This is a genomic window from Pseudomonas sp. NBB (genome assembly GCF_032701105.1).
Classification (GTDB): Bacteria; Pseudomonadota; Gammaproteobacteria; order Pseudomonadales; family Pseudomonadaceae; genus Aquipseudomonas; species Aquipseudomonas asiatica.
The window spans coordinates 80,693-101,275 of record NZ_CP103994.1 but is presented as its reverse complement, the minus strand read 5'-3'; the positions used below and the strand labels follow the sequence as shown (position 1 = coordinate 101,275).

19 protein-coding genes and 1 pseudogene are annotated in these 20,583 nt (G+C 62.8%); 7 read left to right on the top strand and 13 right to left on the bottom strand.

The window, feature by feature from the left end:
* Nucleotides 1-77: 77 nt before the first annotated feature.
* Genes NY023_RS00495 through NY023_RS00480 form a run of 4 tightly spaced genes read left to right on the top strand, consistent with a single transcriptional unit; the run spans nt 78 to nt 3,555 of the window.
* Nucleotides 78-1,211, top strand: a complete 1,134-nt coding sequence (locus NY023_RS00495) for an ABC transporter permease (protein ID WP_013970334.1) — start codon at nt 78-80, stop codon at nt 1,209-1,211.
* A complete protein-coding gene (locus tag NY023_RS00490; RefSeq protein ID WP_013970333.1) occupies nt 1,208-1,999 on the top strand; it encodes an ABC transporter ATP-binding protein in 792 nt (263 codons plus the stop codon). Before NY023_RS00495 ends, NY023_RS00490 begins: the two co-directional genes overlap by 4 nt.
* Nucleotides 2,000-2,002: 3 nt before the next feature.
* Nucleotides 2,003-2,941: an MlaD family protein gene (locus NY023_RS00485; protein WP_013970332.1), complete on the top strand. Its 939-nt coding sequence runs from the start codon at nt 2,003-2,005 to the stop codon at nt 2,939-2,941.
* Complete coding sequence (locus NY023_RS00480; RefSeq protein ID WP_013970331.1) at nt 2,938-3,555, top strand: ABC-type transport auxiliary lipoprotein family protein; 618 nt, start codon at nt 2,938-2,940, stop codon at nt 3,553-3,555. The genes NY023_RS00485 and NY023_RS00480 overlap by 4 nt, the downstream gene beginning before the upstream one ends.
* Before the next feature lie 142 nt (nt 3,556-3,697).
* Here NY023_RS00480 and NY023_RS00475 read toward each other — a convergent pair whose 3' ends face one another.
* The 6 genes from NY023_RS00475 to NY023_RS00450 form a co-directional block, all read right to left on the bottom strand.
* The gene (locus NY023_RS00475; protein ID WP_013970330.1) at nt 3,698-4,927 is read right to left on the bottom strand and encodes a nucleoside recognition domain-containing protein; all 1,230 of its coding nucleotides are present in this window, start codon (nt 4,925-4,927) and stop codon (nt 3,698-3,700) included.
* Nucleotides 4,928-5,088: 161 nt separating this feature from the next.
* Nucleotides 5,089-6,417: a glutamate/aspartate:proton symporter GltP gene (gene gltP / locus NY023_RS00470; protein WP_003256981.1), complete on the bottom strand. Its 1,329-nt coding sequence runs from the start codon at nt 6,415-6,417 to the stop codon at nt 5,089-5,091.
* A gap of 744 nt (nt 6,418-7,161) precedes the next feature.
* Nucleotides 7,162-7,632: an inhibitor of vertebrate lysozyme family protein gene (locus tag NY023_RS00465; protein WP_013970328.1), complete on the bottom strand. Its 471-nt coding sequence runs from the start codon at nt 7,630-7,632 to the stop codon at nt 7,162-7,164.
* Nucleotides 7,633-7,634: 2 nt separating this feature from the next.
* A complete protein-coding gene (locus NY023_RS00460; protein WP_003252966.1) occupies nt 7,635-7,796 on the bottom strand; it encodes a DUF1328 domain-containing protein in 162 nt (53 codons plus the stop codon).
* 41 nt (nt 7,797-7,837) lie between these two features.
* Nucleotides 7,838-8,128, bottom strand: coding sequence for a hypothetical protein (locus tag NY023_RS00455; RefSeq protein ID WP_013970327.1), 291 nt, complete (start codon nt 8,126-8,128; stop codon nt 7,838-7,840).
* Nucleotides 8,129-8,302: 174 nt separating this feature from the next.
* Nucleotides 8,303-9,124 carry a BON domain-containing protein gene (locus NY023_RS00450; RefSeq protein WP_023661565.1) on the bottom strand — a complete coding sequence of 274 codons (822 nt, stop codon included), beginning with the start codon at nt 9,122-9,124 and terminating at the stop codon, nt 8,303-8,305.
* Between the two features lie 211 nt (nt 9,125-9,335).
* Here NY023_RS00450 and algB point away from each other — a divergent pair, with 211 nt between their 5' ends.
* Nucleotides 9,336-10,682: a sigma-54-dependent response regulator transcription factor AlgB gene (gene algB / locus NY023_RS00445; protein WP_015268485.1), complete on the top strand. Its 1,347-nt coding sequence runs from the start codon at nt 9,336-9,338 to the stop codon at nt 10,680-10,682.
* Complete coding sequence (locus NY023_RS00440) at nt 10,679-12,460, top strand: KinB sensor domain-containing domain (protein WP_044046864.1); 1,782 nt, start codon at nt 10,679-10,681, stop codon at nt 12,458-12,460. The genes algB and NY023_RS00440 overlap by 4 nt, the downstream gene beginning before the upstream one ends.
* Before the next feature lie 40 nt (nt 12,461-12,500).
* Here NY023_RS00440 and NY023_RS00435 read toward each other — a convergent pair whose 3' ends face one another.
* The 7 genes and pseudogenes from NY023_RS00435 to NY023_RS00405 form a co-directional block, all read right to left on the bottom strand.
* On the bottom strand, nt 12,501-14,105 hold the full coding sequence (locus NY023_RS00435) for an EAL domain-containing protein (RefSeq protein WP_015268483.1): 1,605 nt from the start codon (nt 14,103-14,105) through the stop codon (nt 12,501-12,503).
* Nucleotides 14,106-14,227: 122 nt separating this feature from the next.
* Entirely contained in the window at nt 14,228-15,016 is a 789-nt protein-coding gene (locus tag NY023_RS00430) for an N-acetylmuramoyl-L-alanine amidase (protein WP_013970322.1), read from the bottom strand.
* A gap of 80 nt (nt 15,017-15,096) precedes the next feature.
* Complete coding sequence (locus NY023_RS00425) at nt 15,097-17,040, bottom strand: GGDEF domain-containing protein (protein ID WP_013970321.1); 1,944 nt, start codon at nt 17,038-17,040, stop codon at nt 15,097-15,099.
* A 27-nt stretch (nt 17,041-17,067) separates the two neighbouring features.
* Nucleotides 17,068-17,900, bottom strand: a pseudogene (locus NY023_RS00420) (endonuclease/exonuclease/phosphatase family protein).
* Nucleotides 17,901-17,934: 34 nt separating this feature from the next.
* Nucleotides 17,935-18,567 carry a thiol:disulfide interchange protein DsbA gene (gene dsbA, locus NY023_RS00415; protein ID WP_013970320.1) on the bottom strand — a complete coding sequence of 211 codons (633 nt, stop codon included), beginning with the start codon at nt 18,565-18,567 and terminating at the stop codon, nt 17,935-17,937.
* Nucleotides 18,568-18,718: 151 nt separating this feature from the next.
* Nucleotides 18,719-19,336 carry a c-type cytochrome gene (locus NY023_RS00410; RefSeq protein WP_003256951.1) on the bottom strand — a complete coding sequence of 206 codons (618 nt, stop codon included), beginning with the start codon at nt 19,334-19,336 and terminating at the stop codon, nt 18,719-18,721.
* Nucleotides 19,337-19,367: 31 nt separating this feature from the next.
* Nucleotides 19,368-19,670: a c-type cytochrome gene (locus tag NY023_RS00405; protein ID WP_015268479.1), complete on the bottom strand. Its 303-nt coding sequence runs from the start codon at nt 19,668-19,670 to the stop codon at nt 19,368-19,370.
* A gap of 201 nt (nt 19,671-19,871) precedes the next feature.
* Between NY023_RS00405 and yihA the strand changes: the two genes are divergently transcribed.
* Entirely contained in the window at nt 19,872-20,504 is a 633-nt protein-coding gene (gene yihA / locus NY023_RS00400) for a ribosome biogenesis GTP-binding protein YihA/YsxC (protein ID WP_013970318.1), read from the top strand.
* Nucleotides 20,505-20,583 lie beyond the last annotated feature (79 nt).

The window sequence follows — 20,583 nt, the reverse complement described above, 5'->3', positions numbered from 1 at the left end:
GCCAGCACATAATCACCAAACAGCCCATGCCCGCTACGCTATGATCAGCCCCTAAGCCTTAGCGCCGAGTCAATTGCATGGAGCCCACGACCACCCCCAGCGCCACCCTGGACACCAGTAGCCAACCGCCTTGCCTGCGCATTACCGGTGACTGGACCCTGGCGCACTACGCCCGCCTCAAGCGCGACAGCGAGCGCCTGCACGCGCAAACCGCGGCCGACACCATCGCCGACCTCAGCCAGCTGGGCCGCCTGGACACCGCCGGTGCCTCGCTGCTGGCCGAACTGCTCGGCTCCGAGCGCCTGTCGCACTGCACCCACGACCTGCCCGAAGCCAGCCGCGCGCTACTCAAGACCGTCTATTGCTCGGTCCAGGACTACTGCATCCCAGTCAAGGAACCCGAGCGCAACGTGCTGCTGTTGCTGCTGGAACGCATCGGCCGCGCCGTCGGCACGCTGTGGCAGGACACCATGCAGTTGCTCGGCTTCGTCGGCTTGATCCTCGAGACCTTGCTGCGCCGCGCCCTGCAGCCGCACCGCTGGCGCATCACCCCGGTCGTGGCACACATCGAACAGACCGGCCTGGACGCCGCCCCCATCGTCGCCTTGCTGACCTTCCTGGTGGGCGCGGTGGTGGCCTTCCTCGGCGCCACGGTGCTGGCCGACTTCGGCGCGACCATCTTCACCGTCGACCTGGTGGCATTCTCGTTCCTGCGTGAGTTCGGCGTGCTGCTGACCGCCATCCTCATGGCCGGTCGCACGGCCAGCGCGTTCACTGCGCAGATCGGCTCGATGAAAGCCAACGAGGAGGTCGACGCCATCCGCACCCTGGGGTTGAACCCCATGGAGCTGCTGGTGGTGCCGCGGGTGCTGGCGTTGCTGATCGCACTGCCCTTGCTGAGCTTTGTCGCGATGATCTGCGGCATCGTCGGCGGCGCGGTGGTCTGCGCCCTGTCACTGGGCATCTCGCCCGCCATGTTCCTGTCGCTGCTGCAGAGCGACATCGGCGTGCAACATTTCCTCGTCGGCCTGGCCAAGGCACCGTTCTTCGCCTTCCTGATCGCGGCCATCGGCTGCCTGGAAGGCTTCAAGGTCAGCGGCAGCGCCGAATCGGTGGGCGCGCACACCACCTCGGCGGTCGTGCAGTCGATATTCGTGGTCATCGTGCTGGATGCGGTGGCTGCGCTGTTCTTCATGGAGATGGGCTGGTGAATGGCCAGGAACGTGTGATCGAGGCCCGGGGCATCTGTAACCGCTTCGGCCGTCAGAGCGTGCACGAAAACCTCGACCTCGACCTGTATCGCGGCGAGATCCTCGCCGTGGTCGGCGGCTCGGGCAGCGGCAAGTCGGTGCTGCTACGCAGCATCATTGGCCTGCGGCGGCCCGACGAAGGGCAGATCAAGGTGTTCGGCCAGGACTTGGCCGGCCTGCGCGAAGAGCAGCGCTCACTGGTCGAACGGCGCTTCGGCGTACTGTTCCAGAAAGGCGCGCTGTTCTCTTCACTGACCGTCACCGAAAACGTGGCATTGCCACTGATCGAGCACGCAGGGCTGTCCCGCGCCGATGCCGAGCACCTGGCCGGGGTGAAACTGGCCCTGGCCGGGCTGCCAATCTCGGCCGCCGACAAATACCCGGCCTCGCTGTCCGGGGGCATGATCAAGCGCGCCGCGCTGGCCCGGGCACTGGCACTGGACCCTGACATCCTGTTCCTCGACGAACCCACCGCCGGCCTGGACCCGATCGGTGCCGCCGCCTTCGACCAGTTGATCCTTACCCTACGTGACGCCCTGGGCCTGTCGGTATTCCTCATCACCCACGACCTCGACACCTTGTACACCATTACCGACCGCATCGCCGTGCTGTCGCAGAAGAAGGTCCTGGTGGCCGGCCCGCTGGCCGAGGTCGAGCAGACCGACGACGCCTGGATTCAAGAATACTTTCATGGCCCACGCGGGCGCGCAGCCGAGCAGGCCGCCACCCGTGCCGGGCAGGAGCGCTGAGCAATGGAAACCCGAGCCCATCACGTTCTTATCGGCCTGGTCACCGTCCTGGTGGTGGCCGGCGCCATGCTGTTCGGCATGTGGCTGGCCAAATCGAGTGTCGACGACGCCTTCAAGGACTACGAAGTGGTGTTCAACGAAGCCGTCTCCGGCCTGTCCCGCGGCAGCCCGGTGCAGTACAACGGCATCAAGGTAGGCGACGTGTCCACCCTGCGCCTGGACCCGAAAGACCCGCGCCGGGTACTGGCACGGGTGCGCCTGAGCGCCGACACCCCGGTGAAGGAAGACACCCAGGCCAAGCTGACCCTGGCCGGCGTGACCGGCAACTCGTTCATCCAGCTCAGCGGGGGCACCCCGCAAAGCCCCGAGTTGAAAGCCAAGGACGGCAAGCTGCCGGTGATCATCGCATCGCCCTCGCCAATCTCGCGCCTGCTCAATGACAGCAGCGACCTGGTGACCAACATCAACCTGCTGCTGCATAACGCCAACCAGATGTTTTCCGAGGACAACATCGGCCACCTCAGCAACACCCTGTCCAACCTCGACAAGACCACAGGCGCCTTCGCTGGCCAGCACGGCAGCATCACCCAGGCCATCGAGCAACTGGTGCAGGTGGGCAAGCAGGCCAGCGCCACCCTGGCCGAAACCCAGGCACTGATGCGCAATGCCAACGGCCTGCTGGGCAGCGAAGGCAAGCAGGCAATCGGCAGCGCCGAGCAGGCCATGCAGTCACTGGCCGAGAGCACCGCCACCATCAACCGTCTGCTCGAGGACAACCGCGAAGCCATCGGCGACGGTGCCCAGGGCCTGAACCAGCTGACCCCGGCGATTCGCGAGCTACGCGAAACCCTAAACGCACTCAAAGGCATTTCCCGGCAACTGGAGGCCGACCCTAGCGGCTACCTGCTTGGCCGCGACAACAACAAGGAGTTCCAACCATGAAACCGTCGCTGCGCCTGCTGGCCCTGGCGGCCGCACTGAGCCTGGCCAGTGCCTGCTCGATCCTGCCGCAGAGCGAGCCCGTCGACCTGTACCGTCTGCCGGTGAACCAGCCCGGCCGGACGGCGCCGGCGCTGGACTGGTCATTGCGCCTGAACAAGCCGCTGGCCAGCGAAGTGCTGGCCGGGCCACGGATTGCAGTGATTCCCCAGGGCGATGTGGTCAGCAGCTACAAGGGCGCGCGCTGGAGCGACGCAGTGCCGGTGCTGCTGCGCAACCGCCTGCTCGACGGTTTCCAGCGTGACGGCCAGGTACAACGCCTTAGCGCCGACGACAGCAACCTGCAAGCCGACTACGAGTTGGCTGGCGAGCTGCAGGCGTTCCAGACCGAATACCGCGCGGGCGGGGCGGTGGAGGTGGTGATCCGCTATGACGCACGCCTGGTCCAAGGCCGCGACCAGCGCATTCTGGCCAGCAAACGCTTCGAAATCCGCCAGCCGCTGGCCGACAAGCAGGTGTCAGCGGTGGTTGCCGGCTTCGGGAAAGCCTGCGACCAGCTGACCGGGCAGGTGGTGAGTTGGACCATTGCGCAAGCAGCCAGCGTTCCCGCTCACTGAACCCCTGCCTGCTTTTTGTGGGAGCGGCCTTGTGTCGCGAAAGGGCCGCGAAGCGGCCCCGGCATTCTTGCATGAGCGCCGAAATCCTGGGGCCGCTGTGCGGCCCTTTCGCGACGCAAGGCCGCTCCCACAAGGGTCCGCGTCAGGCGAAGAACCAGTAACAGACGAAGATCGCCGCGATCACACCGGAAAACTCCGCCAGCAAGGCGCAGCCGACGGCATGGCGCACGCGCTGGATACCCACCGCACCAAAGTAAACCGCCAGCACGTAGAAGGTGGTTTCGGTACTCCCCTGAATCGTCGCCGCTACCAGCGCCGGGAAGCTGTCCACACCGTGGGTCTGCATGGTCTCGATCAGCATCGCCCGCGCCGCACTGCCGGAGAACGGTTTGACCAGCGCCGTGGGCAAGCCCTCGACGAAGCGGGTGTCCAGGCCCAGCCCAGTCACCGCATGACGAATACCGTCCAAGGCCAGCTCCAGGGCGCCTGAGGCCCGCAATACACCCACCGCCACCAGCATCGCCACCAGGTAAGGCAACAGGCCCTTGGCCACATCGAAACCTTCCTTGGCGCCTTCGACAAAGGCTTCATACACCTTGACCCGCTTCAAGGCGCCGATCACCAGGAACAGGGTGATCACGCCAAACAACGTGAGGTTGCCCAGGATCGACGAAAGGCTGGCCAGCGCGGCCGCCGAAAGGGTGCCGAGAAAGGCCATGAAGCCGCCCAGCAGCAAGGCACCGGGAATCAGGTAGGCAAGCACTACCGGGTCCCACAGGCGCAGGCGCTGCATCACTGCCACCGACAGCAGGCCGACCAAGGTGGAGACGCTGGTGGCCAGCAGGATTGGCAGGAACACCATGGTCGGGTCCGCCGCACCTTGCTGGGCCCGATACATGAAGATGGTCACAGGCAGCAGGGTCAACGACGATGCGTTGAGCACCAGGAACAGGATCTGCGCGTTGCTCGCCGTGGTACTGCTGGGGTTCAACTCCTGCAGCGCGCGCATGGCCTTCAGGCCGATCGGCGTGGCGGCGTTGTCCAGCCCAAGGCCGTTGGCGGCGAAGTTCATGGTGATCAGGCCCAGGGCCGGGTGGCCGGGCGGAACTTCCGGCATCAGCCGGGCAAACAGCGGGCCGAGCACCTTGGCCAGCCACTCGACGATGCCAGCCTTCTCGGCGATCTTGAGAAAGCCCAGCCACAGGGTCAGCGTGCCGAACAACAGCACCATCACCTCGACCGACAACTTGGCCATGGCGAATATGCTCTCGACCATCGCCGCGAAGATGCTGGCGTTGCCGCCTATTAGCCATTGGGCCAGGGCGGACACTGCCGCCACCAGGAAAAAGCCAAGCCAAAGGCCGTTGAGCATCCGTGTGTTCCCCCTGAAAAATGCCCGAATGATAGCGTATCGGGGCGTAAGGCTGGAGACCGCAGGCGAGGGCCGCGGCCTTGCGTCGCGAAAGGGCCGCAAGATCTCACAGGCAACAAAAAGCCCCGACAGGTCGGGGCTTTTTGTTCAGCTCCTCAGGCTCAGCGCTTGGCAGCTTCGCCAACCATGGCCGCTTCCTGCTTGCCGGCCATCAGCGAGGCGTAGTACTTCTCGCCCTTGGCGGCGTCGTACATGCCTTCCCAGCGCGCGATGACCAGGGCTGCCAGGGCGTTGCCCACAACGTTCAAGGCGGTACGGGCCATGTCCATGATGCGGTCGACACCGGCGATGAAGGCCAGGCCTTCCAGCGGGATACCCACGCTGCCTAGGGTGGCCAGCAGCACCACGAAGGAAACACCCGGTACGCCAGCGATACCCTTGGAGGTGACCATCAGGGTCAGCACCAGCAGCAGCTGCTGGCTCCACGACAGGTCGATACCGTACAGCTGGGCAATGAAGATGGCCGCGATGCTCTGGTACAGGGTCGAGCCGTCGAGGTTGAACGAGTAGCCGGTCGGTACCACGAACGAGCAGATCGACTTCGGAGCACCGTACTTCTCCATCTTCTCGATCACGCGCGGCAGCACGGTTTCCGAGCTGGAGGTGGAGTAGGCGAGAATCAGCTCATCTTTCATGATGCGCATGATCTTGATCACCGAGAAGCCGAACAGGCGGGCAACCAGGCCCAGCACCATGAAGGCGAAGAAGGCGATGGCGAAGTACACCAGTACCACCAGCTTGGCCAGCGGCAGCAGCGAGCTGAACCCGAAGTTGGCCACGGTCACGGCTATCAGGGCGAACACGCCGATAGGGGCGTAGTTCATGATCATGTGGGTGACCTTGAACATAGTCTCGGAAACCGCCTGGAAAGTACGCACCAGCGGGTCGCGCAGCTCTGCCTGCAGGCTCGACAGGCCCAGGCCGAACATCACCGAGAAGAAGATGATCGGCAGCATTTCGCCACGCATCAGCGCTGCGAAGATGTTCGACGGGATCAGGTTCAGCAGGGTTTCGATGAACGCATGCTCATGCTGCACCTCGGCCGCGGTAGCCTGGTACTTGGAGATGTCCACTGTACCCAGGGTGCTCATGTCGATGCCGGCGCCCGGGTGGAACAGGTTGGCCAACACCAGGCCGACGACGATGGCGATGGTGGTCACCACTTCGAAGTAGATGATGGTCTTCAGGCCGATGCTGCCCAGTTTCTTCGCGTCGCCAACCCCGGCGATACCCACGATCAGCGACGAAATCACGATCGGGACGACGATCATCTTGATCAGGCGAATGAAGATGTCACCAGCGGGCTGGAGGACGTTGCTGATCCACCATGCCTTTTCTGCACTGAAATGATTCAGTAGAGCGCCGATTGCAACACCCAGGACCAGACCGATGACGATCTGCCAGGCGAGGCTCAGTTTTGCCTTCTTCATGTCTTTACCCTTTGTTCTAGTGGTCATGGGCACCCAACGGAAACGCGCGTAACAGAGCCGTTGGCTAGGTCACGGGCAGCAGCTGCTTCCGTCCGGCGACTTCATGTAAGGACACCGCAGGCGAGCGACAGGGGCGCTCGGCCGGCGAAAAAGGCGGCAACTATTGCGATGGCAAAGGGGGAAATCTAATGCCGGAAACGCATAGCCCATTCCGTTTATGCATAACATTTCTGACCAAAACGGAAGGTTTGCAAGTGCTTGATTTATAACGTTCGGAATCCCGAACAAGACCAAACCGCCATATTTAGGCAGATTTGGCAGGGTATAAAGGGCATTGAAGATGGCTTGTTCGACAATCCGAATGGCTGAAATGCCGCTTGAACAAGCGCTGGGGGGATCGAAAAAAATTTGATGTACGGTCGAGACAAAATGTGTCCCGAAGAAGAAATCGCGCAGGAAGAGACGTTTCCTACATGGCTCCTCGGAAGTCAGGTCTGGTCAGATGCCCCTATGGCACCGCCGACCTGAAACTTCCGATTCCGCCGTTCCTGACCCGGCCCATTGCTGGAGGTACTCCCTGTACCCCTAGGCCACTCCGATCCTGCAACAATCAGAACAGCCCGGCCCCTTGGTCATGTGCAGCCCCTCCTCGGGGCGGCGCATCATAGAAGGCTGAAATATAGAAAGGTTCAGCTTCTATTACGTGACAGTGCATGACCTTTCATCCGTACCACGTACAAACGCTCAGTACCAGTTCGGGTCACGCTTGAGCTGCTCCTGCAGCATCGCTTTCATGCCATCGTCCGGCTCACCCAGCCAGCGGTACTGTGCGTGGCGGGTGGGCGACTTGTCATGCGGCAGACCTTCGGGCACCTCCACGAGCATCCCGTAGGCATCATCCTTGTCCCAGCTGAACGCCACGATCAGGCGCTTGTAGGTGCAGTTGTCCTTGCCTTCGCACAACGGGCCGACCAGGTACTTGTCGCCGTCCTCGGTAACTGCAGACATCTGCTGCTGGGAACTGCCGGTCAGATTGACCACCCAGTCAGGCAGGCGTTCCTCGCCTTTGATCGTGTCCTGCCAGGTTTCCCTGTACTCCGGGTCCGAGCCGAGCAACTGGTCGACCCGGACCTGGCCGTCATTGGCCGCCATCGCCGCCGCACTGCCACCCAGTAACAGGGCGGCAGCCAGGGCTGTCCAACGCTTCCTGCCCATCTTCAACCTCGTCCACGTCCAAAGAAGAAGGAGGCTACGAACAGCACCAGGAAGACAATGAACAGAATCTTCGCGATACCCGTGGCAGCGCCCGCGATACCACCGAAGCCCAGTACGGCGGCGACAATGGCGATGATGAGGAAAGTGATAGCCCAACTCAGCATGGTGGTTCTCCTTTCTTTTTCGGAATCGGTTCAGCCGGCGGTCAGAACACCCAGCGGTCCTGGGGTACGACATTTTCCAAGGTGGCCGGTGACGCAGTGGCCTGGCCGGTTGGCAGCGGGTCGGCGGCCTTGACCAGGGTGTTGGCACGGGTTGCCTGAATCTGCGTCAATAGGGCGGTCTGCGCCGCCACTTGCTCGGCCAGGCGTGCGGTCTGCCAGCTGTAATAGAAGAGGCCAGCGGCCAAAGTCAGTACCAGCGCCAGGCTGAGTGACAACACCTGGCGCAGGGGCAGTGCGGCGCTCTGCAAGCGGTTGACGGATTGGCAGTTCATGCCGGCTCCTCCTGCTGTAATTCTTGTTCAAACCTGAATAAGTAATTGCAGCCTGCATGCCAGCCTTTTGATTCAAATAAAATCCTTTGAAATCAAGCGTTTAAACAGGAAGACAATAATCGACAGGGACGTATCCTGCACGATGCCGTCCGTGGGGTCGTGCGAATTGCACGATCAACCTTCGACCTTGGTCGCTACCTTGAGCAGGTCCGCGTCCACCCCACGCACGCCGATGATCTGCCTAGCGATTTCCACGGCGATGGTTTTCTGCTCGCTGCTGACCACTTCGCCTGAAAGCCGAACCAGCCCCTCTTCACTGGCCACTTTCAGGTTCAGGCCATCGAGGTTGCGGCTGAAGCGGTAGCTGTTCTGGATCTTGTCGATGATCCAGCTGTCACTCGGCTGCGGCCCGGTCGGCAGCCCAATCGGAGCTTCCCGGGCCTTGGCCATGGCGGCGGTATCGAGGCTGACCAGGTTGTTGACCAGGTGCACGCCCTCCGTGGTGCGCGCCACCACGCCGGCCAGCTCCTTGGCCTCGGCACTGTCGACCTTGCCGCGCAGGGTCACCACACCTTCGCTGCTCTGTACATCTATAGGTGCCTTCTCGGTTATGCGGCTCCATAGCAGCCGAGCACGGATCACGGCGGCCAGGGTGGCATCCTCCAGGCGCTGGGCGTAGGCACGCAATGCCAGCGGGCGCTCCACCAGCTGGGCATTGACCCGCAGTTGGTTGTCAACTTGCTCGATGCCACGGGTAGCCAGAGCCACATGCTCTGCCAGCTGGCGCTCGACGTCGTTCTCCACCTCACCGGAAAGCCGCGCCTGCTTGCCATCCACCTCGACCTGAATACGGAACGGGTCGAGCATACGGTTCAGCGACAGGGCAGTTTGCAAGGCCCCCTCCAGGCGGGCGTCTTGCACCGGATCGGCGAATACCGGCGTGAACACCGGTAGCAGTGTGGCTGCCAACATGGCGGCTCGGATGGAAAAGGGCATGGCAGTGCCTCCTTTTGTAGGCAAAAACTGAAAATCCTCGCAACCAATGTGCCACCGTGCGCCTCTAAGAAAATCATCTGGATAGCGCGGCCTCCACGCGCTGATTGGCCAGTGGCTAGCATGCAAAGGACAGGTTCCTTCACAATGGACCATGCAACTTGCCCGATTTTTCCCACACTAAATGAAGATCTTTCCTAAAGGAGCGCAGCACATGGAGTCAGCCCAGGACAACCAAGGCCGCATTCTGCTGGTGGATGACGAGTCCGCGATCCTGCGCACCTTCCGCTACTGCCTGGAGGACGAGGGCTACAATGTGGCAACGGCCAACAGCGCCGCCCAGGCCGAGGCCTTGCTGCAGCGCCAAGTATTCGACCTGTGCTTCCTCGATTTGCGCCTGGGCGAGGACAACGGCCTCGATGTGCTGGCGCAGATGCGTATCCAGGCCCCCTGGATGCGGGTGGTGATCGTAACCGCGCACTCAGCGATCGATACGGCGGTAGACGCGATCCAGGCCGGCGCCGCCGATTACCTGGTCAAGCCGTGCAGCCCCGACCAACTGCGCCTGGCTACCGCCAAACAGTTGGAAGTGCGCCAGCTTTCCGCGCGACTGGAGGCCCTGGAAGGTGAAGTGCGCAAACCCAAGGACGGCCTCGACTCGCACAGCCCGGCCATGATGGCGGTACTGGAAACCGCCCGCCAGGTCGCTACCACCGACGCCAACATCCTCATCCTTGGCGAGTCGGGCACAGGTAAAGGTGAACTGGCCCGGGCCATTCACGGCTGGAGCAAGCGCGCGCGCAAATCCTGCGTAACCATCAACTGCCCGTCACTGAACGCCGAGCTGATGGAAAGCGAGTTGTTCGGCCACACCCGCGGCGCCTTCACCGGCGCCAGCGAAAGCACCCTGGGGCGAGTCAACCAGGCAGATGGGGGCACGCTGTTCCTCGACGAGATCGGCGATTTCCCGCTGACCTTGCAGCCCAAACTGCTGCGCTTCATCCAGGATAAGGAATACGAGCGCGTCGGCGACCCGGTAACCCGTCGCGCCGATGTACGTATACTCGCCGCTACCAACCTCAACCTCGAAGAGATGGTGCGTGAGAGCCGTTTCCGCGAAGACCTGCTGTATCGCCTGAACGTCATCACTTTGCACCTGCCGCCGCTGCGCGAGCGCAGTGAAGACATCCTGACCTTGGCCGACCGCTTTCTCGCCCGCTTCGTCAAGGAATACTCTCGGCCTGCGCGCGGCTTCAGTGACGAAGCCCGCACAGCCCTGCTCAACTACCGCTGGCCCGGCAACATTCGCGAACTGCGTAACGTGGTGGAGCGGGCCAGTATCATCTGCCCGCAGGAACGCGTGGAAATCAGCCACCTGGGCATGGGCGAGCAGCCTGCTGGTAACGCCCCTCGCATAGGCGCTGCACTGAGCCTTGATGAGCTGGAGCGCGCCCACATTGGTGCGGTGCTGGCCGCCAGTGACACCCTTGACCAGGCCGCCAAGACCCTGGGGATCGATGCATCCACCCTGTACCGCAAGCGCAAGCAGTACAACCTATGAAATGGCCGCCCATGAAGCTGCGCACGCGGCTTTTCCTCAGCATTTCGGCGCTGGTCACCGTGGCCCTGCTCGGGCTGCTGCTGGGCCTGGTCAGCGTGCTGCAGATGGCCACGGTGCAGCAGCGTCTGGTGCGCGATACCACCCACACCTTGGAAATAGGGCTGAAGTTGCGCCAGAACCTTGGCGAACAGTTGACCCTGATCCTCGATGACAAGACCGCCCCGGAAAACCTGCGGCTGCTGCAAGACAACTTCCAGACCCTGCTGAACCAAGGGCTGGACCAAGGTGGCGAGCGCACCGGCTTCAGCAAGGCCAGCAGCAACTACCAGGCCTTCCTCCAGGCCTACCGCGACAGCCCGGCGCCCTCCCGCAGCATGGGCGTTGACCAACCACTCGGGGCCGCGTTCAACCAGGTCCGCACCGATCTGATCGATTCCCACAAGCAGGCCCTGGAGCACATCACCCGCAGCGAGGAGCACACCCGCGACCACGCCCTGCTGGTCAGCGGCGTACTCGGCCTGATGGGTTTGGTGGTACTGGTACTGGGCTTCATCACCGCGCACAACATCGCCCGGCGCTTCGGCCAGCCGATCGAAGCATTGGCCAAAGCTGCCGATCAACTCGGCAAGGGCGATTTCGACGTCACCCTGCCGGTCACACAGGCCACCGAACTGAACCAGCTCACCCGCCGCTTCGGCCTGATGGCCGATGCCTTGCGCAAGCACCAGGCCACCAACGTCGATGAACTGCTGGCTGGCCAGCAACGCTTGCAGGCCGTGCTGGACAGCATCGACGATGGCCTGCTGATAATCGATCGCCAGGGCCGCCTGGAACACCTCAACCCGGTGGCACAGCGCCAGCTGGGCTGGACCGACAGCCGCGCCGGCAGCAGCCTGGCCGAAGCCCTGCAGCGCCCGGAACTGGAACAGCAGCTACGCCAGGTACTGCGCGGCGGCAACCTCGACCGCCAGCCAGACGACCTGAACATGGACGTCGATGACGAAACGCGCCTGCTCGCCTACAGCCTGACCCCGGTCAGCCACCCGCAAGGGCCGATACTTGGCGCAGTGATGGTGTTGCATGATGTAACCGAGCAGCGCGCCTTCGAACGCGTGCGCAGCGAGTTCGTGCTGCGCGCTTCCCACGAGCTGCGCACTCCGGTGACTGGCATGCACATGGCCTTCGGTCTGTTGCGCGAGCGGCTCAAGTTCCCGCCAGAGGCGCGCGAGCATGACCTGCTGGAGACCATTGGCGAGGAAATGCAGCGCCTGACCCAGTTGATCAACGACCTGCTCAACTTCAGCCGCTACCAGAGCGGGATGCAGAAGCTCGAGCTGGCTCCCTGCGCCATAGACGAACTGCTGGAACGTGCACAACATCGCTTTGCCGAGCCGGCGGCGAACAAGCAGATCGAGTTGATCACGGAGCTGGAGCCGCCGCTACCGCGTATCCAGGCCGATGTCGCCCAACTCGACCGGGTGCTGGACAACCTGTTGCACAATGCCATCCGCCATACCGCCAGCGGCGGTCGTATCCGCTTGCATGCACGACGGCATGCGGAGCGGGTGATCATCAGTGTCGAGGACAACGGCGAAGGCATTGCCTATGGGCAACAGGGGCGCATCTTCGAGCCCTTCGTGCAGGTAGGGCGCAAGAAAGGCGGCGCGGGGCTGGGCTTGGCGCTGTGCAAAGAGATCGTGCAGCTGCATGGCGGGCGCATGGGCGTGTTTTCCCGACCGGGGCAGGGGACCCAGTTCTACATGGCACTACCGGTCTGAATGTACCCTGCCCCCGGCCCCATCTTCGGTGCCGGATCAGTCAATGCTCAACCCGCCGCGGCAGCCGACCTCGAGTCACCAGTTCGGCAAACTGCCGGGCATTCAGTGGCCGGGCAAAAAGCCAGCCCTGGCCATAATTGACCCCTTCGCTGTTCAGCAGCACCGCTTGGTCTTCACACTCGATTCCTTCGGCAATCACCCGCAGGTGCAGGTCGTGGGCCATGCGAATGATATGCGGGGCAACACCGCTACTGGCGGCGTCGTGCCCCAACGCATCGATAAACGCCTTGTCGATCTTCAGGCAGTCCACTGGCAGGGTTTGCAAGTACGCCAGGCTGCAATAGCCAGTCCCAAAATCGTCGATCAGCACTTGATGCCCCACTGCGCGCAGCGCCTGGAGGTTGTCGCGAGCCACAACCACGTCGATCAGGCCGCGCTCGGTCACCTCGAAGGCGATCTGGCTGGCCGACACACGGTGCAAGGCCAGCAAGCGTGCCGCCACCCGGCCGATGCGCGGCACCATCACATCACAGGCCGCCAGATTCACCGAAATGTACAAGTTGGGATGCGAGCGCAGCAGTTGCCCTAGCTGTTCCAGCACACGCTGCAGGACAAAGTCCGTGATCTGGCGAATCTGCCCGGTGTTTTCCGCCAAAGGGATGAACAGGTCCGGGCTGGTCAGGGTACCGTCCGGGCGGCGCCAGCGCACCAGAGCCTCGGCCCCGACACAGCGTCGGCTGTCGAGCTCGAAGATCGGCTGGTAGAGCACCTGCAGTTCGCCGCGACGCAAGGCATTCTGCAATTCCGAGCTCATCGACCGCCGCTGCAGGATCAGTTGCAGTACCAGCCAGCCGATGCAACAGGCCGCCAGTACACTGCCGGGGAACAGAAGCCAGAGCATGCCGTTCATCCTCAACGGCAGGCTCGCCCGCGGGGCGATCAGCACCAACTGGTAGTCCGGTGACTTGGTCGGCATTCGATAGATCAGGCGATCGCTGAGTTCAAGCAGCGACTTGTGGCTGGTTGACCAGGCCGAAGGAGGCGGCCATACCTGCGGTGGGCCCAGCACGGGGATGGCCCGGGCACCGTTGTCCAACACCACCACCAGGCTGCCGCCCGGGGGCAGGTCGACCACATCGGTCAGGTGCCCACGAGAGGTGGATACCACGAACTTGCCCCTCCCAAGCATCAGCGCGGCCAGGTTCTCGTTCGGCTCGGTCGTGGTATTCAGCCAGTAGCTGTAGGTCGGCCCTTGGATGTCGGGGGCGCGCAAGGGTTCGAACGCCCGCTCGTCACCGCGGTTTGAGCAGGCCACATCTCCATCCACGTACGCCGCTTCATAAATGAAGCGGGAACTCAGGCCTACCTGCTGCAATGCCGTCAGCATCGCCGGGCTGCAGCCGCGCAAGGGTTGCGCCTGCAGCAGGTCGACCCCTTCGCGCAACTGGCCGAACACCTGCTCGAGGCGCTCCAGAAAGCGTTCGCCCTGGGCGTTCATCTGTGCACTCTCGCTTTGCTTCATCTGTTGCAGGGCAATGCCGATGCTTGCAGAAAGCAACAGTGCCGCGCTGGCCAGTGCTGCCAACGTGGCCAGCATCCAGGGACGGTAAAAAATTTGGCGCAGCAAGGCGATGAGGGCTGACATCGAGGGCATCCAGTTGATTACTAGGTTATAGCAACTGAATCAGGAATCACCTTTGCCGTTTGGCGCTTCGCTACAAGCGCCGAAGGCCGCTTCTAAACAAGAGCCCGTCTCACCTTGGCAGATCAACGCATCCGGTTGAGCACCTGCAGCATCGCCGCCGTCTGCGCATCCGGCATGCCATCGAAGCGCTGCGGGCGGAAACGCATCTGGAACGCGGCGATCACATGGCGGGTGGCAACATCCAGTACCCCAGTCTGCTCGATCGCATAGCCAAACCGCGCCAGCTCCTGCTGGTACCAGCCCACGCTCGGCGGGTTGACGCTGAAATAGGCTTGCTGCCGTGCCACGGCAGTTGCATCCGGCCAGACCCCCAGCCCGGCGTCGGCCAGGCGTTTCCACGGAAATAGCGGCCCAGGGTCAAGCTTGCGCAGCGGCGCGATATCGCTGTGGCCAATGATGTGCCGTGGCTCGATGTTGTTACGCTTGACGATGTCCTTGAGCAGCGCGATCAGCGACTGGACCTGCGCTTCGCTGTAAGGGTGCCAGACCCGCCCATTCGGCGTGTCGGTGAAGCCCGGGTTGACGATTTCGATACCGATGGACGAGGAGTTCAGCCAGGTCCGCCCCTGCCACTGGCTATCACCGGCATGCCAGGCGCGGCGGCTTTCATCCACCAGCTGGTACACCGTCGCCGGGCCGTCACCAATCAGATAGTGGCTGCTGACTTCCCCATGAGTCAGCAACGCCAGGGAACGCTCCAGCGAAGCATTGGTGTAGTGCAGGACAACGAACTGGATGCGGTTGTCCTGGTTGATCGAAGGGTGGCTACGGTCGATGCGCAGGCCGGTCGAGCAACCGGCGACAGACAACAGCAGGAAGGAAATCAGGGTTTTTTTAAGCGTGGAAAGCACGTCAGTGGCCTCAGCGTATGAGCGCTACAGTATAACGTGCTCCCCAAGGGCCGTGCTTGCCGCGAGTCAGCAGCTACCGGCTATGCCAGCTCGATACGGTTGCGTCCCGATTCCTTGGCCCGGTAAAGCGCCGCATCGGCGCGCTTGAGCACCTGATCGCCGCGCTCGCCGGGACGGAATGCACCCAGGCCGATGGACGTGGTGATCACCACCCGTTCGCCCTTGAAGTGGAACGGGCACGCCTCGACCGTGGCCCTCAGCACCTCGGCTATCTGGGCAGCGGCAGCCGGCGAGGTCTGCGGCAGCAGCAGGACAAACTCCTCGCCGCCAAACCGGGCGATGAAGTCATGGCCGCGCAGGCGCTTGCGCAACTGGTCGGCGACGATCTTCAAGACCTTGTCCCCAGCCAGGTGCCCATAGCTGTCGTTGATACGCTTGAAATGGTCCAGGTCGAGGATCGCCATCGCCAGATGGCCGCCGTGTGCCTGCCATTCGAGCATTTCGCGCTCGACCCGCTCGCTCCAGGCTGCACGGTTGGGCAGGCCGGTTAGGGGATCAAGCAAGGCCTTCTGGCGCTGCTCTTCCAAGTGCTCACGGTAGCCGAGCGCCTCTTGCTCCATGTTCGCCACCCGCTCCGACAGCCCTTGCAGGCGTCCAGCCAGCTCCTGTTCGCGGCGATCACGCTCATGCTTGTGCTCATCCATGGTCACCAACAGACCTTCCAGGCGGTTTTCCAGAATATGCTTGAGGCTGTCGACGTCGGCGGCACCTTGCACACTGCTCTGCAACCCATCGACGTGCTCACGCAGCTGGCTATCCAGCTCGCGAGCGGCCGAGCTGTTGTCGGCATGGCCGGCGCTAGCCTCGTGCAGGTGGCTCTGGAAACCTTCCAGGCGTTCGTTGAGCTGCTGCAGGTAGGTTTCGAATTCGTGCTGGCCGCTGTCGGTGATCGCCAGCATGAGCACAGCCAGGTCATCCAGCACCGGTATCAGCTCATACCAGTTCAAGCCCCGGGCGACGCGTTCACGCATCTCTAGCGCCTGGGCCTTGTGTCGCTCCGGCAGGCTGAGGTCATCGAGCAAGCCGATCAGAGTGTGCTCGATGTGCTCGGCAACCTGGCTGTAGGGCGGCTCCACCGCGTAGGGCAGGGCGTAGGGACCATCTTCGCCAAAGGTTTCTTCGAGTGTTTGCGCCGGTCCTGTTTCAACCGGCGGCTCGCTGGCGATAGCTACCGGTGCCGGTACATCGTCCGGGAGCGGCTGCGGCAGCGGGGCTGGTGACAGTTCGGCCGTTTCGATAAGCGCCGGGCCTGGTGCCTCCAGCTCGGGCTCCGATATTACGAGGGCTTCGACAACAGAAGCTGAGGAGGCTGGCAACGGCTGTAGCGCGTCCATGTCGTCGGGCTGCGGGGCATCGACACCGGCAGGTGCCGCCAAAGGCTGCGCCTCGACAACCGGCAGCGCCAGAGGCACAAGCGCTGGCTCGCCTTGTACGCCATCCTCGCGGCCGCCGAACAAGCGCTGCAAGAAGCCGGGGCGGGCCTCCGCCGCCGATTTGCCCAAGGCTGACAGCGCGCGGCCCTGCAAGCCGCTCAACTCGCCCAGCAACGGTGGCAGGTCGCGTGAGTGGGCCACTCCGCCATCGAGCTTCTTCGCCAGCTTTTTCAACGGACGCGACACATCGTTCGGCAATGGCAGGCCTTGCAGCTGGTCGACCAGCGCTGTCAGCGCATCGCTGACCTGGTTCATGCGGGCTTCCCGACGCTGTTCGGAGTCCAGTACCGCCTTCTCAAGACGAGGAATCAACCCGGCAAGGCCGGCGTCCATGTTGTCGCTGCGGATGACCTCGCGCATTTCCTTCATGCACTGGTCTACCACCTTGTCGCTGCCTTCAGCAGCCAGGGTGCTGCGTACCAAACCACGACGCAGCAGGTCGAGACGGGCGTCCCAACGGCGCTCGAGCTTTTCCTGCTGCTCGATGCTTTTCAGGTATTTTTCTTTCCAGCGCTCAGCGTCTTCAGTCATGCCCGGGTCCGCAAACGGTGATGGCAATTAGCTCAGGACCGGCAGCGTATCCACAGTCAATGCATCAGGCAATCGAATCTCGACAGCAACGGGAAGGTGGTCGGAAATTGGCTGCGCCAGCACCTCGACACGCTCCAGCGTGAGGCTTGGGCTGAGCAGGATGTGGTCCAGGCAACGCTGTGGACGCCAGCTGGGGAAGGTGGCCTCGACTTGCGGGGCAATCAGGCCCAGGTCGCGCAACGGCGAGTGCTCCAGCAGGTCGGTGGCATGGGTATTCATGTCGCCCATCAGCACCTGATGGCGGTAGCCGCCAATCAGCTCGCGGATGTAACCCAGTTGCAGGGCGCGGGTCTTGGCGCCGAGGGCCAGGTGCATCATCACCACGATCAGCGCATCTTCGCCCTCACCAAAGCGCACCAGAATCGCACCCCGCCCAGCCGGGCCGGGCAATGGGTGATCCTCGAGCAGTTGTGGCTTCAAGCGGCTGAGCACGCCATTGCTGTGCTGGGCAAAACGCCCAAGGTTGCGGTTGAGTTGCTGGTACCAGTAGGGGAAGGCGCCCAGGTGGGCAAGGTGCTCGACCTGGTTGACATAGCCCGAGCGCAGGCTGCCGCCATCGGCCTCCTGCAAGGCCACCAGGTCGAAGTCGCCCAGCAGTTGGCCAATCTTCTGCAGGTTGCCGGCACGCCCGTTGTGCGGCAGCAGGTGCTGCCAGCTGCGAGTCACGTAATGCCGGTAGCGCTCGGTGCTGATGCCCACCTGGATGTTGAAACTGAGCAGCCGCAGACGACCATCCTCGGGCAGGCCAGGGGCATGCAAGTGATGCTCGTTGACCTGCGGCTGGTGCAGGCCAATGCCACGCGCGGTTCTGAAGCGGCGCATGGGTTACGCCGCTTACTTAGCGGCGCGCTCCTTGGCGATCAGCTGGTCGGCAACGTTTAGAACGCCTTCCGGCCCGCCGGCGGTACCCAGGTCGAAGCGGTATTTGCCGTTGACCACCATGCTCGGTACGCCGGTGATCTCGTACTTCTTCGCCAGTTCCTTGGCCTGGTTGACCTGGCCCTTGATGGCGAACGAATTGAAGGTGGCGAGGAACTTGTCCTTGTCCACGCCCTGGGTGGCGAGGAAGTCGGCCATGTCCTGCGGGTCGGTCAGGCGCTTGCGCTGGTTCTGGATGGCATCGAACACTGCGGCGTGCACCTTCTGCTCGACGCCCATGGCTTCGAGGGTCAGGAACATCTGACCGTGGGCGTCCCAGGGGCCACCGAACATGGCCGGTACACGCTTGAAGTTGACGTCCTTCGGCAGTTTATCGACCCAAGGGTTGATGGTCGGCTCGAAGTGGTAGCAGTGGGGGCAGCCGTACCAGAACAGCTCGACCACTTCGATCTTGCCAGGTACGGAAACCGGAACAGGGTTGCTCAGCTCGATGTATTCCTTGCCGGCGACAGGCTCGGCAGCCTGGATGGCAGTCATACCGAATACGCTGGCAGCGACCAGCGCGGCGCTGAGAATCAGTTTACGCATGCTTTACTCCTGGGCAATCATTGGTCGCCACGACGCGACCTGCACTGAGACAGGCCGGGAACGGGCCAAGTTCTGTAGTGTAACGGCTGCGGACGGAAAAAAGGGCGGTCCGGCCGCCCTTTCATCATTGGCCTACAACATTAACTGAAAGTTAATGCAGCCCCTGGATGTAGCTGGCCAGCGCCTCGATGTCGTGATTGCTCAACTTGCCGGCGATTGTGCGCATGGTCATGGCATCGCCATCGTTGGTGCGGTTGCCTTCGCGGAAGTCGGTGAGCTGCTTGGTCACGTACTGCGCGTGCTGCCCGCCCAGGTGCGGGAAGCCGGCCAAGGCGATACCCGCGCCGTTAGGCGAGTGGCAGCCGGTGCAGGCAGGCATGCCTTTTTCCAGATCTCCACCGTTGAACAGCGCCCGGCCACGCTCGACCAGCTTGGGATCGGCCGCGCCCACGCTGCCTTTCTGGCTGGAGAAGTAGGCGGCGATATCGGCCAGGTCCTGGTCGCTGAACGCGGCCAGCATGCCGGTCATCTCCAGCACGGTACGCTTGCCCGACTTGATATCGTGCAATTGTTTTTCAAGGTAGCGCTGGCCTTGGCCGGCCAGTTTCGGGAAGTTCGGTGCCAGGCTGTTGCCGTCGGGGTTGTGGCAGGCGCCACAGACGGCCGTCTTGGCCTGGCCGGCGGCGGCATCGCCTTTGACGGGTTGCGCAGCAGTGGCCGCACCTGCGACACCCAGGGTCAACAGCAGACTCACGACTAGTTTGTTCATCAGCTAATCCAACACGGCTAAGGGTGAAATGTTATGTATCGGGACTGCCACTCATCCAAAGGATGACCAAACGGTAGTCCTCGGCACTGCAGTCCATGCACAATCCACGCGGCGGCATAGCCTTGAAACCCTGGGTCACGTGCTTCACCAGTACATCCATGCCTTGCGCCAGCCTTGGCTCCCATGCTGCCCGGTCACCCTGCCTGGGTGCCTGTGGCAACTGCCCGGTGTGACAGGCCGCACACGTGCGGTTGTACAACACCTCGGGATCCTGTGTAGCCTGTGCGCTGAAAAACGGCAGGAACATACCGACAGCAAGCAGCCATTTCGCCATGCGGAACGACCTTCAGGGTTGGGGGCCGCGCTGCGTTCTGTTGCGCGAGCTATTGTTCGACACCCCATGCCCGTTCTCCTTCGCCGGGAGAATGAGCACACAAAAACTGGGGCATTATATACTTCCGCCATCCAAACGGAAACGACACCGCTTGCCAGGCTCGGGCCTATAGAGTCAGGCAACACCCACATCGGATATCCCATGCAAGTCAAGAACCCCATCCTCGGCCTCTGCCAGAAAGCCAAATTCGCCCTCAGCGCTGCCAAGGTCGAACAATGCCCGGACGACCAGGGTTACGAGGTGGCTTTCGCCGGCCGCTCCAACGCCGGCAAATCCAGCGCCCTCAACACCCTGACCCATGCCAGCCTGGCACGCACCTCGAAAACCCCCGGGCGCACCCAGCTGTTGAATTTCTTCAGTCTGGACGATGAACGGCGTTTGGTCGACCTGCCAGGCTACGGTTATGCAAAAGTCCCGATTCCGCTCAAGCAGCACTGGCAGAAACACCTGGAAGCCTACCTGGGCAGCCGGGAGTGCCTGCGTGGCGTGATCCTGATGATGGACGTGCGCCACCCGATGACCGACTTCGACAAGATGATGCTCGACTGGGCCAAGGCCAGCAGCATGCCGATGCACATCCTGCTGACCAAGGCCGACAAGCTGACCCACGGCGCGGGCAAGAACACCCTGCTCAAGGTGCAGTCGGAAATCCGCAAGGGTTGGGGCGATGGCGTGACCATCCAGCTGTTCTCGGCGCCCAAGCGCCTGGGCTTGGAAGAGGCATACCGGGTGCTGGCGGACTGGATGGAGCTGGAAGACAAGCCAGTCATTTGAATGTTTGCTCGTAACCTGTGGGAGCGGGTTTACCCGCGAATGCGGCGGTGCATCCGACATCGCATTCGCGGGTAAACCC